This is a genomic window from Paenibacillus sp. GYB006 (genome assembly GCF_036577645.1).
Lineage (GTDB): Bacteria > Bacillota > Bacilli > Paenibacillales > Paenibacillaceae > Paenibacillus.
Genome location: NZ_JARBDA010000003.1, coordinates 41,912 through 56,618 on the forward strand (window position 1 = coordinate 41,912; position 14,707 = coordinate 56,618).

General features: G+C 44.6%; 13 protein-coding genes. 2 read left to right on the top strand and 11 right to left on the bottom strand.

Annotated elements, in window-relative coordinates; translation table 11 throughout:
- Positions 1-88: 88 nt before the first annotated feature.
- Together ftsX and ftsE are read right to left on the bottom strand one after the other, a co-directional pair.
- Entirely contained in the window at positions 89-1,006 is a 918-nt protein-coding gene (gene ftsX / locus PV403_RS08985) for a permease-like cell division protein FtsX (RefSeq protein ID WP_213530338.1), read from the bottom strand.
- The gene (gene ftsE, locus PV403_RS08990) at positions 996-1,682 is read right to left on the bottom strand and encodes a cell division ATP-binding protein FtsE (RefSeq protein ID WP_160032769.1); all 687 of its coding nucleotides are present in this window, start codon (positions 1,680-1,682) and stop codon (positions 996-998) included. The genes ftsX and ftsE overlap by 11 nt, the downstream gene beginning before the upstream one ends.
- Before the next feature lie 209 nt (positions 1,683-1,891).
- Between ftsE and PV403_RS08995 the strand changes: the two genes are divergently transcribed.
- Positions 1,892-3,346, top strand: coding sequence for a VanW family protein (locus tag PV403_RS08995; RefSeq protein ID WP_332084338.1), 1,455 nt, complete (start codon positions 1,892-1,894; stop codon positions 3,344-3,346).
- 126 nt (positions 3,347-3,472) lie between these two features.
- Here the strand turns inward: PV403_RS08995 and PV403_RS09000 are convergent, their stop codons facing one another.
- Genes PV403_RS09000 through PV403_RS09010 form a run of 3 tightly spaced genes read right to left on the bottom strand, consistent with a single transcriptional unit; the run spans position 3,473 to position 5,664 of the window.
- Positions 3,473-4,192 carry a hypothetical protein gene (locus PV403_RS09000; RefSeq protein WP_332084339.1) on the bottom strand — a complete coding sequence of 240 codons (720 nt, stop codon included), beginning with the start codon at positions 4,190-4,192 and terminating at the stop codon, positions 3,473-3,475.
- A gap of 51 nt (positions 4,193-4,243) precedes the next feature.
- Positions 4,244-5,020 carry a polymer-forming cytoskeletal protein gene (locus PV403_RS09005; RefSeq protein ID WP_332084340.1) on the bottom strand — a complete coding sequence of 259 codons (777 nt, stop codon included), beginning with the start codon at positions 5,018-5,020 and terminating at the stop codon, positions 4,244-4,246.
- Positions 5,017-5,664 (bottom strand): YhbD family protein, encoded by a 648-nt coding sequence (locus tag PV403_RS09010; protein ID WP_213530346.1) that lies wholly within the window; start codon positions 5,662-5,664, stop codon positions 5,017-5,019. Before PV403_RS09010 ends, PV403_RS09005 begins: the two co-directional genes overlap by 4 nt.
- A gap of 497 nt (positions 5,665-6,161) precedes the next feature.
- On the opposite strand from PV403_RS09010, the gene PV403_RS09015 reads away from it, so the two are divergent.
- Positions 6,162-6,938, top strand: a complete 777-nt coding sequence (locus PV403_RS09015) for an alpha/beta hydrolase (RefSeq protein WP_285744576.1) — start codon at positions 6,162-6,164, stop codon at positions 6,936-6,938.
- Positions 6,939-7,164: 226 nt separating this feature from the next.
- On the opposite strand, the gene argH is transcribed toward PV403_RS09015, so the two are convergent.
- The 6 genes from argH to argJ form a co-directional block, all read right to left on the bottom strand.
- Positions 7,165-8,574 (bottom strand): argininosuccinate lyase, encoded by a 1,410-nt coding sequence (gene argH / locus PV403_RS09020; RefSeq protein WP_285744578.1) that lies wholly within the window; start codon positions 8,572-8,574, stop codon positions 7,165-7,167.
- A 93-nt stretch (positions 8,575-8,667) separates the two neighbouring features.
- Positions 8,668-9,900: an argininosuccinate synthase gene (locus PV403_RS09025; protein ID WP_191800454.1), complete on the bottom strand. Its 1,233-nt coding sequence runs from the start codon at positions 9,898-9,900 to the stop codon at positions 8,668-8,670.
- Between the two features lie 375 nt (positions 9,901-10,275).
- On the bottom strand, positions 10,276-11,220 hold the full coding sequence (argF, locus tag PV403_RS09030; protein WP_213530352.1) for an ornithine carbamoyltransferase: 945 nt from the start codon (positions 11,218-11,220) through the stop codon (positions 10,276-10,278).
- A gap of 1 nt (position 11,221) precedes the next feature.
- The gene (locus tag PV403_RS09035) at positions 11,222-12,430 is read right to left on the bottom strand and encodes an acetylornithine transaminase (RefSeq protein WP_285749488.1); all 1,209 of its coding nucleotides are present in this window, start codon (positions 12,428-12,430) and stop codon (positions 11,222-11,224) included.
- 128 nt (positions 12,431-12,558) lie between these two features.
- Positions 12,559-13,395 carry an acetylglutamate kinase gene (gene argB, locus PV403_RS09040; protein WP_332084341.1) on the bottom strand — a complete coding sequence of 279 codons (837 nt, stop codon included), beginning with the start codon at positions 13,393-13,395 and terminating at the stop codon, positions 12,559-12,561.
- 45 nt (positions 13,396-13,440) lie between these two features.
- Positions 13,441-14,676, bottom strand: coding sequence for a bifunctional glutamate N-acetyltransferase/amino-acid acetyltransferase ArgJ (gene argJ, locus PV403_RS09045; protein WP_332084342.1), 1,236 nt, complete (start codon positions 14,674-14,676; stop codon positions 13,441-13,443).
- Positions 14,677-14,707 lie beyond the last annotated feature (31 nt).

The following is a 14,707-nucleotide window of genomic DNA, read 5'->3' on the forward strand; positions in this document are numbered from 1 at the left end:
AATAAATATATATATCAGTGCAAATTATTTTCTTATTGTGATGAGCAGCTGCCCCTAAACCGGGACAGCCGTCAAATTCAATTATCAATTAGACTTTCAGTGACTTACGAATAGACAATGTGCTGCCTAGAACGCCAACGAGTACTCCCATGATGAGAAGTGAACCTCCGAGCCAAGCCCATAGACTGGATAAAGGTACCAGGTTCAGCATTTTAATAATAATATCTTCCTGTACGGTAATAAGCAGCTGGTTGTAACCAGCAAATAAAATTCCGATCGTAATAAGTGAACCGATAAGACCGATAAGTGCACCTTCCACAAAAAATGGCCAACGAATGAATGCATTCGTGGCACCAACTAGCTTCATAATCCCAATCTCCCGGCGTCTTGCCAGGATCGTCACGCGAATCGTGTTGGAAATCAGGAACATAGACATTAGTGCAAGTCCGGCAACAAATACAAAACCTATTGTTCGGATCAGACGTGTAATCTTGAACAACGTCTCCACCGTCTCTTCACCAAAATTAACTTTCATAATAGGCTTCTCAGTATATTTCTCATTCAGAGCTTCAATCTTCTCCGCTACAAAATCAACGGTACTCGGATCAATAAGCTCAACTCGAATGGTGTCTGGAAGCGGGTTGTTATCTACATCAAAGCCTTCCAAAAGTTCCTGTTGATCTTCACCAAGCTTTTCTTTAAATTCAGCCAATCCTTGATCTTTAGGAACAAACGCGATCGAACTTACCTCTGGCATCGCTGCAATTTCTTCTTGCAATGTTGTACGAAGCTCCTCATCTACATTCAGCTGCAGGTACGTACTGATCTCTACCTGGCTGTCCGCATTATCGGCTATCGAATTGACATTCACGACCAAGAGAACGAACACTCCTAAAATCAATAGAGAAACAACAATAGACGTTATGGAGGCAATAGACATCCAACCGTTGCGGAAAATACTCTTGAATCCTTCCCGCAGATGGCGCAAGAAGGTACTAAAATTCATAGCCGTATTCCCCTCTCAGCTCGTCTCTAACGATATGGCCTTTTTCGATCGCAATAACCCGTTTTCTCATCTTGTTCACGATGTCACGGTTATGCGTAGCCATAACAATGGTCGTTCCCCGGAAATTAATTTCATCAAGAAGCTGCATAATTCCCCAGGATGTCTCGGGATCCAGGTTGCCGGTAGGCTCATCCGCAATAATGACGGAAGGATTGTTTACAATGGCTCTTGCAATCGCAATCCGCTGCTGCTCGCCTCCGGAGAGTTGTGCCGGCTCGCGGTCTGCCTTTTCCTTAAGACCTACCAGATCGAGAACTTCCATTACACGTTTCTTGATATGCTTCTTAGGGGCTTCAATAACCTCCATAGCAAAAGCAACATTCTCATATGCCGTCATCTTGGGCAGCAGTCTGAAATCTTGAAAGACAACCCCGATATTTCGTCTGACATAAGGAATCTTACGATGTTTCAACTTTCCAATATTAAATCCGTTCACTGATATTTGACCTTTAGTCGGTACTTCTTCTCTGTAAATCAATTTCATAAAAGTCGATTTGCCCGCTCCAGAGGGGCCGACGATATAAACAAATTCATTGCGGTCGATCTTCACCGAAACGCCTTGAAGCGCATGCGCACCATTCGGATAGGTCTTCCACACGTCTTGTAACTCAATCACATCATCACTTCCCGTTGCATTAGTAGCTTCTTTTGCTCATTTCGACACTTTCCAATGATTTCCTTTAAAATCTCTCGATTTTCATCAAGATGTCTCTCATTGTAACAAATTTGTTACCTTTTGAGTAGCCGAAAGATTTCCTCTCCTTCCGCATATATTGAAAGAGTGTTCCTAACACCGGGAAAACAGAAGTCTGAGAGGAGTTCTATATGAAAAAAGTTCACATTTCGTTCATTGTTTTCGTGTTTCTTTCTCTCCTATTCGCTTTTATCTTTGGCTGGCTATACATGTACGCTCACCAGTCCAAAATCCCCCCAGGAGTTCATTTGTCCGGGTGGTCTGTAGGAGGGCAGAATAAGGATACGGTGTTGAAGGAGTTAGAACAGAAACTCACAGCACTTGAAAACCTTCCGCTGGGAGTAAAGTCCGAGAACACTCTTATTTCCGAAACGAAACTAACACTGGCTGATGTTGGAGTGACGTACAAAGCCGATCAATTTAAACAAGCCTTACGTACTCTTTCGGAAGGCGGACTCGTTCAAAGAGTAGTAAGTCGCTGGCATTTCGCTGAGGAATGGAAGCTAGAAGTCAACCTAGAGCGTGACCAGCTCAAACAAAAACTCACTCCAGAATGGGAAGAAAAGCATTTCGGAAATCCCGTAAATGCAGTTCGGGAAATTACACCAAACGACGAAGTCGTTTATACACCGGAACAAAATGTACAGCGGATTAAGTGGGATCAAATGGATGCGATTATATCTCAAGTCATACCTGACCATTTTTCATTACTTAATAAGAAAGATAAAGAGCCGCCTAGTATAGTTATCGACCTTCCCCTCCAAGAGTTGAAGCCCTCCGTTACCATTGCTTCTCTAAAAGAAGAAGGGATTGAAAGGAAGATCATTGAAGTGGTGACGTCTCTTGGATCAAGTGGAGAAGGAAGAGCACATAATGTCAGCGCTGCAGCCAGCGCGTTAAACGGGCTTATTTTAAAACCAGGGGACATTTTTGATTATGGCAGTATCGTGGAAAAAGCAGAAAAGGAGAGTGGATTTCAGGAAGCGCCGGTCATAGTAAAAGGTCAGTTAGTACCCGGTGTCGGGGGAGGTATATGCCAGGTATCCAGCACACTATATAATGCAGCCCTGCGAACAGGACTAGAGATTGTCGAGAGAAGAAATCATTCGCTTCCCGTCAGTTATCTTCCTAAGGGTCTTGATGCAACCTTTGCATCGGGGTACATTAATTTCCGTTTTAAAAACACGTCAGATAAATACCTTCTTATTAAAGCAGAGGTAAAAGACCGCGAACTAAATGTCTCCTTCTTCGGAACTTTTCCGGAGAATGTAAGTTACGAACTCGATACCGAACTTCTCGAAACACTATCAGCTCCGCTCACCTATGTATCAGATCATTCTCTTTCCCCAGGAAGCGAGATGGTGCGTCAGGCCGGTTCAACCGGATATGTCGTTGCTTCTTATCAAATCAAGAAGGTAAACGGAGAAGTCGTCTCTCGTAAATTGATATCTAAAGACACCTATCGGCCGCAAGACCGAGTTCTTGCTGTAAACCGAGCTGCTCAGGAGGAAGAACCGCCTCCATCGCCGCCCTCTTCGGAGACCACTCCCGTGGAAGATGGAGTTCGTACGGAAGACGCTGGCTAAATTGCAATAGAAAAAGAGCCCTGCATCAATGCGCGCACAATAATAACCCGGGCTAGTATGGTGCATACGTCCGGGTTTCTTTATTTTCTAAAACCGATTCATGGTGTATTACACCTGCTCATTCATCTATAACGAGCCAATCTGGTTGCAAACCTCTGTCACTGCGTCTGAATGCTTCTTGCAGGACTCACTATATTCGACAAGCCCAATTCGGCACCCAGGACCAATATAAACCTTACGTCCCCTTACTACTTTAGCTTCTGTATGCTCTAGATGCAGCACATCACCTTCTATCGTATCCGCGATCAGATCACTTTGGCGCTTAGGGTTAAACATGTGGAAGAGAGAAGACATCAGCGTTCGTTTAATCTCAATCTTGTGACCGCCGATCTCGGCAACTTTACAGAGCCCATACAATCCAATATCGATATGTTCAGCATTCAGCATCCCCTCTGTCTGAATTGCCCCTTTAATCCTCAATTGTTCTGCACTGCAATCGCCATGAAGGCGAACCGAGCCAAATGCTTTAAAATGCTCACTATGAATGGAACGTTTAACGACCGTATCTCCGTTTAGCTTCACATGCCGGACTTCCAGTTTCCCACCCACTTCGAACTGTCCGCTCGTTTTAATGGAATCTCCGTATACATCGCCCTGGACATGAAGACTCCCCGTAAGCTTAATCTGATTACTCCGGAGATGGCCATTTACCGCCGCTGTACCCGTACATTTAAAATACTGGCTCTCCACATCACTATGAATCACACCTTCTCCTACAACCTTTACGTTTCGAACGGTGCCTCCATTAGAACTTCCGGTGCCTGTTATCTTAATGTCTTTATCCATGTATTCGCTCCTGTATCCTGTTATCATCTATGTTTCCTCCCCACTTCCGCCTTACACCTGGATCTGCCGCCCTACTTGAGATTCTGGATCTTGCTCGTAAGATACGCTATATTCCACTACACCAATCTCGCAACCCGGACCGATGATAATCCGGCTTCCTCTGACTGTACCCGCATGCGTATGTTCTAGATAGATATCGTCCCCTTCTATAATGTGGGTCTTCAGTCTAGGTGTCATAGCAGGTACGAATTGATCCAGTAATCTTACCTTCGATTTACGGCGTACCTGAATTTGTTCCCCGCCAATCTCTTCTACCTCACAACGATGATGAAGCATAATATCCACGGTTCCTGCGTTCAGCATACCCTTGATTTTGAAACCGCCCTGTACTTCGATGGTCTCACATTCCACGTCTTTCCCTACTGTAATCCCACCTGCTACCTCTACACAGCTTCCGATCAATTTCCCATCAATCGTCGCTTTCCCGTTTACAATCAATTTATCGGTTTCCAGATGTTCTTTAATGGATGATACTCCATCAATTCGGGTCTGTTTTGTTTTAACACCGCCTTCAACCTTGCTGCTGCCATTGACTTGATATTCATCCGCAACGACAGTTCCCTGAATATTGGCTGAACCATTCACAACATACCGCTCACAGCGAAGATTTCCTTGCAATCCCGATGTACCATTTACTTCGTAACTCACACAATCGATATCACCAGAAAATTTACCAACCCCATCTACACGAACATGACGATAGGTACCACCCGATGCTTTGCCAACACCTGAAATATTTATGTCTGGTCTGGACTGCTCGTTCCTCATAAGAACCCCTCCGATTCACTCAATTTGACTTTCAACTGCTCCAAATAAGTACCTAGAGATAAACGCAGAACTTCCTTAACACCTGTGTCAAAATATACTTCGCTTCCCGTAGTCAGCATCGTAAATAGGGGGATTCCCATTTTTCGGGTCAAAATGATGTCACAACCTTTATCTTGAAACTTGCTGTAATACGTCTGGAACGTCTGTACAAGTAAAATTCCTTCTTCCCGGTTCATCTGTCCACTGGCAAGAGCCTGATCCAAAACATAGATACACAGCATTTCCTCAAAAGAAAAAGTTTGTTTCTCCTTTTCACTTCCACTTTCTAAAAAAAGATGTATTGAAATCGGTGTTACCAGATGTTTTTGCTCCATTTCTACACGGGTAAGCACCTTGTTACTCACCGAAGGGGAGAACACATCGGCCAATTCATCCAAAGAAAGTTCATCTTTCATGTTTTTTATTCGGTCAATTCGTGTTAAGATGCTTTCCCTAGGAAAAAAAGTCTCCTGTCCTGTAAAAGAAGATTTACGTATAAACCAATCCTCTGGTATTAGGTTTTTTCGCTTCCAACGATAGAGTTGACCATATGATATTCCCGTCTGTTCCAAAAGTTCTTTCTTAGATATTAAGTCTTCAGTCATGTAATTCTAACCCCCTGAAGACAATGTAACATAACATTGTTACGCTGTAAATGTACGTTTCGTTCATTTCTCTGTTTTTATTGATGGGACGCTTGTTTTCTCTTTATTTAAAGAAATTTATGTAGAAAAATATATTTATTATTTAGTTACCAACCTGTTGATAACTTTTTGAAAATCCATTGTTTTTTTGTTTTCTATTCACAAATTGGTATTGGATTCGTGGAAAAACAGGATTGACTGTGGGTAATGTGCATAGAATTGTGCATAAACACGAAATTACTAATATCATTTTGCGATGAGTCTGTGAATAACACAATGTTATGCACAAAATGGGTATAACATTGTGAATGACTTTCTTTTTACTTCTCCATTCTTCCATTCACACCTGTGGATGAAGTCTCTTCGGTGCTTTATTTAGTGGCGATGATCCACCGACTTTCGTTATACTAGATGAGTATCAATGATGCTTTATCTTACATAGGGAGGGATTTGGGATTATGGCACTTATGCAATGTCATTTCTATTCAGAAGTACTCGGTATGAATACGACGATGCACGTTATTTTACCTCAGCAAACCGCTACACAGATTGGTGTCGATACCAAACAAAGCAATGGACTTCATCAAACACTTTATCTTCTTCATGGTCTATCTGACGATGACTCAATTTGGCTTCGCCGTACTTCCATTGAACGATATGCATCGGCTTACGGAATTGCTGTCGTTATGCCTAATGCACATCGCAGCTACTATACAGATATGGCAGAAGGAAGCGCTTATTTTAAGCACATATCCGAAGAACTTCCCAATCTTGCCCGTTCTTTCTTCCCTCTATCTGCAGCACGAGAAGATAACTTTGTAGCTGGCTTGTCCATGGGCGGTTATGGCGCAATGAAGATCGCTTTAAGTAAGCCGGAATCTTATGCAGCAGCGGCAAGCCTGTCAGGAGCACTCGACATGGCAAATCTTCAGGATCGGATGAATGAATCTGCGCAAGCGAATACTGAATTTAGACGAGTTTTTGGTGACCATGTGACAGATACCGAGAATGATTTGATGTGGCTATTAAAACAATGTGAACAAAAGGATGGCCCTAAACCGAAGCTGTTCCAATGTTGCGGAACAGAAGACTTTTTATATGAGGACAATCTTCGTTTCCGCTCAGCCGCGGAACAAACACGACTGGATTTCACTTATATAGAAGGCCCCGGTGAACATGAATGGGGTTATTGGGATGCCCGCATTCAGGATGTGCTGAAGTGGCTTCCTCTCTAATTCTTCTTTATAATTTAATGGACAAACTAGCTTTCTTTTAGTTGTAATTTAGTTATCTCTTAGTAGTTATCTGATAGCTATATTTTTAGCTATCCATAGTGATGTATAAAAAAGAGCAGCCACCGGGCTGCTCTTTATCTTTAGTATTTGTCTATAGCTTACTCTAATGAAATAGTCAGTGAGTTAGATCTATTTTTCGAGAGAGTTAGGTTTACATCACTTATACTTAAGCTTCTGCATGCTCAACAAGCCACTGATCCGTGAGCCGCATGATTGCTTCACTCCGTTTGATCGCATCGCATACTTGTTCAGTGGCAGTTCCCCCGTAAACATTCCGTGCATTCACGACCGCTTCCGGCTGAAGTACGGCGTAAATCTCCTCATCAAACAGCTCTGAAAATTGGGTGAATTCATCTAGAGTCAGATCCAGCAAGTATTTGCCGTTCTGAATACAATAAAGAACCGTTTTGCCAATAACTTCGTGTGCCTGGCGGAAAGGCAGTCCTTTGTTCACCAGAAAATCTGCGATATCTGTAGCATTAGAAAAATCTTTATTCACCGCTTCACGCATACGATCTTTGTTCACCTTCATAGTAGCAATCATTGGAGCAAACAACTGCAATGCCCCTTCGAGTGTCGCTACCGTATCGAACATGCCTTCCTTATCCTCCTGCATATCTTTGTTATAAGCAAGCGGCAAGGATTTAAGAACAGTAAGCAGACCTATGAGATTTCCATAGACACGGCCTGTTTTACCGCGAACCAGTTCCGGTACATCCGGATTTTTCTTCTGCGGCATAATGCTGCTTCCCGTACAGAAGGCATCATCCAGTTCTACGAAACTAAACTCCGTACTGCTCCACAGCACGAGTTCTTCACTAAGACGGGACAAGTGCATCATGATCAGGGAGGCATCTGCAAGGAATTCTACGATAAAATCACGATCACTTACGGCATCAAGACTATTCTCGTATACACGATCAAATTGCAGCTGTTCTGCTACAAAATGACGATCAATGGGAAACGTTGTCCCTGCAAGCGCTCCTGCACCAAGCGGAAGAACATTAATTCGTTTGTAACTGTCCATCAGTCTCTCTGCATCCCGCTGGAACATCGACACATAGGCCATTAGATGATGAGCAAACAGGATCGGCTGCGCTCTTTGCAAATGGGTATAACCTGGCACAATGGTATCCACGTTATCTCTCGCCTGCCCAATAAGTGCTTCTTGCAGCGTATGGAGCATTCCGACAATTTCAATTACCCGGGCACGCAAGTATAAATGCATATCTGTTGCTACCTGATCGTTCCGACTACGACCTGTATGTAATTTGCCGCCTACTGGACCAATCTGATCAATTAAGTTCTTCTCAATATTCATGTGGATATCTTCATCCGATACGGAAAATTCAATCTCACCTGCACGAATTTTACCAAGTACCGTCTGCAACCCTTCTTTAATCGTCTCCACATCTTCCTGAGGTAAAATACCGCACTTTCCTAGCATACTCACATGAGCCAGACTGCCCTGAATGTCCTCTTCTGCTAGTGCTTTGTCAAAGTTAATCGATGCTGTATATTCTTCTACCAGATGATTCGTTTGTTTCGTGAAACGCCCGCCCCATAGTTTACTCATGTCGCTGCCTCCCTTTCACCTCTCATGGACAAAGACCGTCCCTATTACTTATCAAGGAACGGCCTTTCGTCTCCTTACCCTTTATAGCTGCTTTTATTGATTCTGAGCTACTCCAGAACCTACTTTTAGTCTCAACGCGTTCAGACGGATAAAACCTGTAGCATCTCCTTGATCGTACGCTTGTGTTGGATCTGCTTCCATCGTAGCAATGTCAGGATTATATAAGCTGACCGGGCTTTTCACTCCCGCGCCAATCACGTTTCCTTTGTATAACTTCACACGAACCGTTCCGGTTACGTTCTTCTGACTCTCTGTAACAAGCGCTTGAAGAGCAAGACGCTCTGGAGCAAACCAGAAGCCGTTATATACAAGCGTGCTGTAACGAGTAATCAGGCTGTCGCGCAGGTTCATCACTTCACGGTCCATTGTGATGGACTCCATTTTGCGATGTGCTGTAAATAGAATGGTTCCTCCTGGTGTTTCATACACGCCGCGGCTCTTCATTCCGACAAAACGGTTCTCTACCATATCCACACGGCCAATTCCATGTTTGCCGCCCAGTTCATTTAATTTCTCCATCACTTCCAGCGGGCTAAGTTTCTCACCATTCAAAGCAACACAGTCACCTTTATAAAATTCTAGCTCCAAATATTCTGCTTCATTCGGTGCATCCTCAGGATCATTACTCAGTAAGTACATTTCTTTGTTCTCAGGAGTCGTTGCATCAAACCAAGGATCTTCAAGGACGCCACTTTCATAACTGATATGTAGTAAGTTACGGTCTGTAGAGTATGGTTTTGCTGCTGATGCTGTTACAGGAATTCCATGTTTTTCGGCATAGGCAATCATCTCTGCACGTCCAGGGAACTGATTCCGGAACTCTTCTAGACGCCATGGAGCAATAACTGCAATATCCGGTGTAAGTGCAGCCGCGTTCAGCTCAAACCGAACTTGGTCATTACCTTTACCCGTTGCTCCGTGAGCAATGGCGGTTGCTCCTTCAGCAATAGCGATATCCACCATACGTTTTGCAATCAGGGGACGAGCAATACTGGTACCAAGCAGATATTGTCCTTCATACATTGCCCCTGCCTGGAACATCGGGTAGATGAAATCTTTAGCAAACTCTTCGCGAAGATCGTCAATGTATACTTTGGATGCCCCTGTAGCAAGTGCTTTTTCTTCTAGACCATCGAGTTCATCTTTTTGCCCGATATCTGCGGTAAAGGCGATGATTTCTGCGTCATATGTTTCTTTCAGCCATTTCAGAATGACGGATGTATCTAGTCCGCCGGAATAGGCTAATACTATTTTCTCTTTTGCCATGTTGTTTCCTCCTCGTTATACGGTGGCTGGGGGATCTTTAATGTAGTGCGGTGAGCGGGATCGTTATTGGCGGGATCGTTATTGACTGATTCTCTCCGGTTGTTTTGCTTCGCAAAGCCAAAAGTCGTTCATCATCCAATAACTTCACCCTGAGCAGTAGTGCATAACCTCCGACATTAAAAACCGAACCCCTAAGCACAGGCTGCTTTGTTATCACTCGCTCACTGTGCTAAAACCCTGGAACGAATCTCTCTATCAGCTACTCTGTCATGTCTATTCCATATTCTAACATCAAACGCGATTTATTTTGTCATTTTATAAGAAAAAAGTAAGTTACTGTATTCATTAGTGGAAGCATCGCTTACTCGAAGCGTTTTATCCCATTAGTGCGGCCATTAATGCTTTTTGTGCATGCAGGCGATTCTCTGCTTGATCAAAAATGGCGGAGTTCGGACCGTCAATAACTCCCTCACTCACTTCTTCTCCACGGTGCGCTGGTAGGCAGTGCAAGAAGATATAATCTGGTTTTGCACCTTTTACAAGTTCCTCATTTACCTGATAATCAGCAAAAGCCGCTTCACGCTCTTTTTGCTCCTCTTCAAATCCCATACTTGCCCACACATCGGTGTAAATAATATCTGCATCTTGTACTGCTTCTTGCGCGCTGTTTGTTACCACAACCTCAGCACCTGTTTCTGTAGCAATGCTCTTTGCCTGATCCACAATAGCTGCAGACGGTTCATATCCTTTCGGACTTGCCACGGATACGTGAACACCCAGCTTCGCTGCTCCGAGCATTAATGAATGCGCCATGTTGTTGCCATCACCGACATACGCCATCTTTAGACCTTTCAGTTTGCCCTTATGCTCAAGTACGGTCTGGAAGTCAGCGAGTACCTGACAAGGATGTGCATCATCGCTCAGTCCATTAATGACAGGGATATCCGCATACTTCGCCAGCTCCGTTATATTGCTGTGTGCAAAAGTACGAATCATAATTCCATCGAGGTAGCGGGATAGCACCTGAGCCGTATCACCGATCGTCTCGCCGCGACCGAGCTGGATATCATTTTTACTAAGAAACAGCGCATGCCCACCGAGCTGAAACATCCCCACTTCAAAGGATACACGAGTACGTGTGGAAGACTTCTCAAAAATAAGTCCAATGGTTTTGCCCTTCAGCGGCTGATAAACCTCACCATTTTTCTGCTTCTTCTTGATATCAATGGCCAGATCTAGAAGATACTCGATCTCTTCCTTCGTGTAATCTGTAAATTCGATAAAATCCCGTCCGTGCAGATTTAGTTTTGTAATTGCCATACTATTCTCCTCCTAAGGGTCCTTTGGCAGCGACATGTTCTTCAATTAATATTGCAATCAGCGATACCGCAGTATCGATTTCTTCTTTGGTCACATATAAATTCGGAAGGAAACGGATGACGTTTGGTCCTGCTGTCACAAACAAGAATCCTTTTTTCTGTCCCGCAAGAACGATGTCACCTACAGCTTCTTTACACTCAATGCCGACAATCAATCCTTGTCCCCGAATTTCAGTAACAAAATCTTGATCTATCAGCTTCGTCCGCAGTGACTCGATTAAATAATCACCCATCTCCGCCGCGCGAGCAGGGAGATTATCTTCAAGAATGGTCTCCACCGTGGCAAGAACGGCAGACATGGCAAGCGGAGTTCCTCCAAAGGTCGTAGCATGACTGCCCGCTGTGAACGCTTCACGCAGGTATCCTTTACCAAGCATCGCTCCCACAGGGAAGCCGCTCGCAATCCCTTTTGCTACGGTGAAAATATCCGGTTCAATACCGTAATGTTCATGCCCGAACAATTTTCCTGTCCGGCCCATTCCCGTCTGTACTTCATCCATAATAAGCAGCAGTCCATGTTCCTCACACAATGCTTTGACCTCTGCCAAGAAAGCAGGTTCTACGATGTGAATGCCGCCTTCTGCCTGAATCATCTCAAGCATAATGGCTGCTGTATGCGGCCCAATCGCTTCTTTCAGCGCCGGAATATCGTGTAGAGGTACGTGAACAAACCCTTCAGGAAGAGGAAGAAATCCTTCTTTTACCTTGTCTTGGCCCGTTGCCGTCAGCGTAGCCAGTGTGCGTCCGTGGAAAGACTGCTTGAAAGTAACAATTTCATAACGATCGTTACCTAGCACTTTTTGCTGATATCTTCTCGCCAGTTTAATAGCCGCTTCGTTCGCCTCAGCACCGCTGTTGCAGAAAAACACAGCATCTGCACAAGTGTTCGCCGTAAGCAGCGCAGCCGCTTTCTCTTGAGCAGGGATATGAAACAGATTCGATACATGCCACAATTCATCCAGCTGATCTTTTACTTTGGCAATAACTCGATCTGGCGCATGACCGAGATTCGTAACGGCGAGTCCGCTCATGAAATCAAGATATTGATTCCCCTTATCATCCCACAAATAACTTCCTTTTCCTTTCACAAGGCTTATCGGATAACGAGCATAGGTTGGAAAAAGGGAACTCTCTGTATTCGCTGTCTCTATCGTCTGCTGTTCCGTGTGTGATTCCTTTACAGGCTGCTGAGATGAATTGGTAATCGTCAATTATTTCACTCTCCTATCCATGAATACGCGTATACTGCGTCCACTTACTTATTTAGAAGTTCTATGAATTACATCCGTACAATTCGAGTGCCGATCACTTCACCTTGAAGTACTCTGCTGAGCACGCTTGGCTCACTTCCATCGACGATAATAACTTCCTTCACTTTCCCCTGAATACATTCAATGGCTGCTTTTACTTTGGGAATCATGCCTCCATAAATTTCGCCGGTCTGAATCATATCCTGTATCTCTTGCACCGCTACGGTACCTAGCACTTTTTTCACACCATTCACATTCTTCATAATTCCCGGCACATCGGTTACCACAATTAATCGGCTCGCCCCAAGGTGTGAAGCTACTGCTCCTGCTGCTGTATCTGCGTTGATGTTATAGCGCTGTCCATCCCCATCTATTCCAATCGGAGCAATAATCGGCATATATCCCATATCTAGCACCCCTTGAATAATTGATGCTTCTATTCGGGTGACATCTCCTACATGACCTACTTCTGCATGGTTACTGACGGGTTTCGCCTGAATGAGTCCTCCATCCACACCGGAGAGGCCCAGCGCTTTACCACCAGAAGACTGGATTCGCCGTACGATCTGCTTGTTAATGCTGCCGGCAAGTACCATCTCTACAACATCAAGAACGGGTTCAGTCGTTTTACGAAGTCCATTCACAAATTCGGTCTCAATCCCCAGCTTTGCCAGGTTCTCAGATATTGCAGGTCCGCCGCCATGAACAATGACAGGCTGCATCCCTTCTGCTTGGAGCTTCTGCAGGTCTTCAAAAAAAGCATCCGGAAGCGCAGCAAGTGTGCTGCCTCCGCATTTCATAACAAAGGTGCGGATATCTTTTTGCGCCTCGTTCTTCTTTTTCAAAGTGTCTTGTGTTATCGTCATGCCTCTATCCCCTTCCTCGTAACAAACGTAGCGGACAGCCCTCTCTTACGTCCGGTAGGCCGCATTAATTCGAACATAATCGTAAGTCAGATCACAGCCCCACGCGGTTGCGTTCCCGCTTCCTCCATGCAGATCCACATGGATCTGAACTGAATCTCCTTGCAGATAACGCAGAGCTTCTTCTTCATCAAAAGCAACCGGACGTGATCCCGATAACACTAAAATAGATCCAAGCTTCACATCCACCTGATCGGGCTGAACGGGTTCTCCTGCACGACCTACAGCTGCAATGATCCGTCCCCAGTTCGCATCCGCTCCAAACATCGCCGATTTTACGAGACTCGAACCAATGACCGTCTTAGCTATCGCTCTTGCTGAATCATCCGATACCGCACCCGCAATATTTACTTCAACGAGTTTGGTTGCTCCTTCTCCGTCTCTTGCAATCGCCTTAGCAAGCACTTCACACACATAATTGAATGCTGCTGCGAAGTTCTCCCAATCCTTATGTCCCGGGTGTAAAGTTTCATTACCTGCAAGACCGCTTGCCATCGCAATAAGCATGTCATTTGTACTTGTATCACCATCTACAGTGATCATGTTAAATGTAGCATCAGTTGATTTTCCGAGCAGACCTTGAAGCGCAGCCTGATCCACCTGTGCATCGCATGTCACAAAGGCCAGCATCGTCGCCATATTCGGATGAATCATCCCGGAACCTTTTGCAGCCCCTGCAATCATCACTTCTTTTCCATCTATATAAGTACGGACGCAGATTTCCTTCTTCACTAGATCCGTTGTCAGTATCGCTTGGGAAAAATCACTTGCTTCTTGTTTCCCTGAACCTACTCTTGCAGGTAATCCCTTAATCCCTGCATGCACCTTTTCCATATTAAGCAGCTCACCGATCACGCCTGTCGATGCCACGGCTACATTCTCTACTGCAATACCTAGCTCTTTTGCCGTAGCGAACCGCATGGCATAAGCGTCTTTTTCACCTTGCTGACCTGTTACTGCATTGGCATTCCCGCTGTTTATGACAATCGCCTGCAGCTTACCGTTCTGCATACTCTCTCTGGTAACTTGAAGCGGTGCGGCTTGAAATACATTCGTCGTATACACTGCCGCTGCATCTGCTAGAACTTCACAGGTAATGACACCGAGATCATTACGATCTGTCTTTTTGAGTCCACAATGCAGTCCCCCTGCTGCGAAACCTTGCGGTGATACGATTGATCCTTCGGGTATAACTTGAAACGCTTGATATGCAACCTGTGCCATAACCTCTCCCCACTTCCATCCAGGTAAATAA

Coding starts and splice junctions, on each gene's coding strand:
- ftsX (WP_213530338.1), bottom strand. CDS start 1,006: ATGAATTTTAGTACCTTCTTGCGCCATCTGCGGGAAGGATTCAAGAGT.
- PV403_RS08995 (WP_332084338.1), top strand. CDS start 1,892: ATGAAAAAAGTTCACATTTCGTTCATTGTTTTCGTGTTTCTTTCTCTC.
- PV403_RS09000 (WP_332084339.1), bottom strand. CDS start 4,192: ATGGATAAAGACATTAAGATAACAGGCACCGGAAGTTCTAATGGAGGC.
- PV403_RS09005 (WP_332084340.1), bottom strand. CDS start 5,020: ATGAGGAACGAGCAGTCCAGACCAGACATAAATATTTCAGGTGTTGGC.
- PV403_RS09010 (WP_213530346.1), bottom strand. CDS start 5,664: ATGACTGAAGACTTAATATCTAAGAAAGAACTTTTGGAACAGACGGGA.
- PV403_RS09015 (WP_285744576.1), top strand. CDS start 6,162: ATGGCACTTATGCAATGTCATTTCTATTCAGAAGTACTCGGTATGAAT.
- argH (WP_285744578.1), bottom strand. CDS start 8,574: ATGAGTAAACTATGGGGCGGGCGTTTCACGAAACAAACGAATCATCTG.
- PV403_RS09025 (WP_191800454.1), bottom strand. CDS start 9,900: ATGGCAAAAGAGAAAATAGTATTAGCCTATTCCGGCGGACTAGATACA.
- argF (WP_213530352.1), bottom strand. CDS start 11,220: ATGGCAATTACAAAACTAAATCTGCACGGACGGGATTTTATCGAATTT.
- argB (WP_332084341.1), bottom strand. CDS start 13,395: ATGACGATAACACAAGACACTTTGAAAAAGAAGAACGAGGCGCAAAAA.
- argJ (WP_332084342.1), bottom strand. CDS start 14,676: ATGGCACAGGTTGCATATCAAGCGTTTCAAGTTATACCCGAAGGATCA.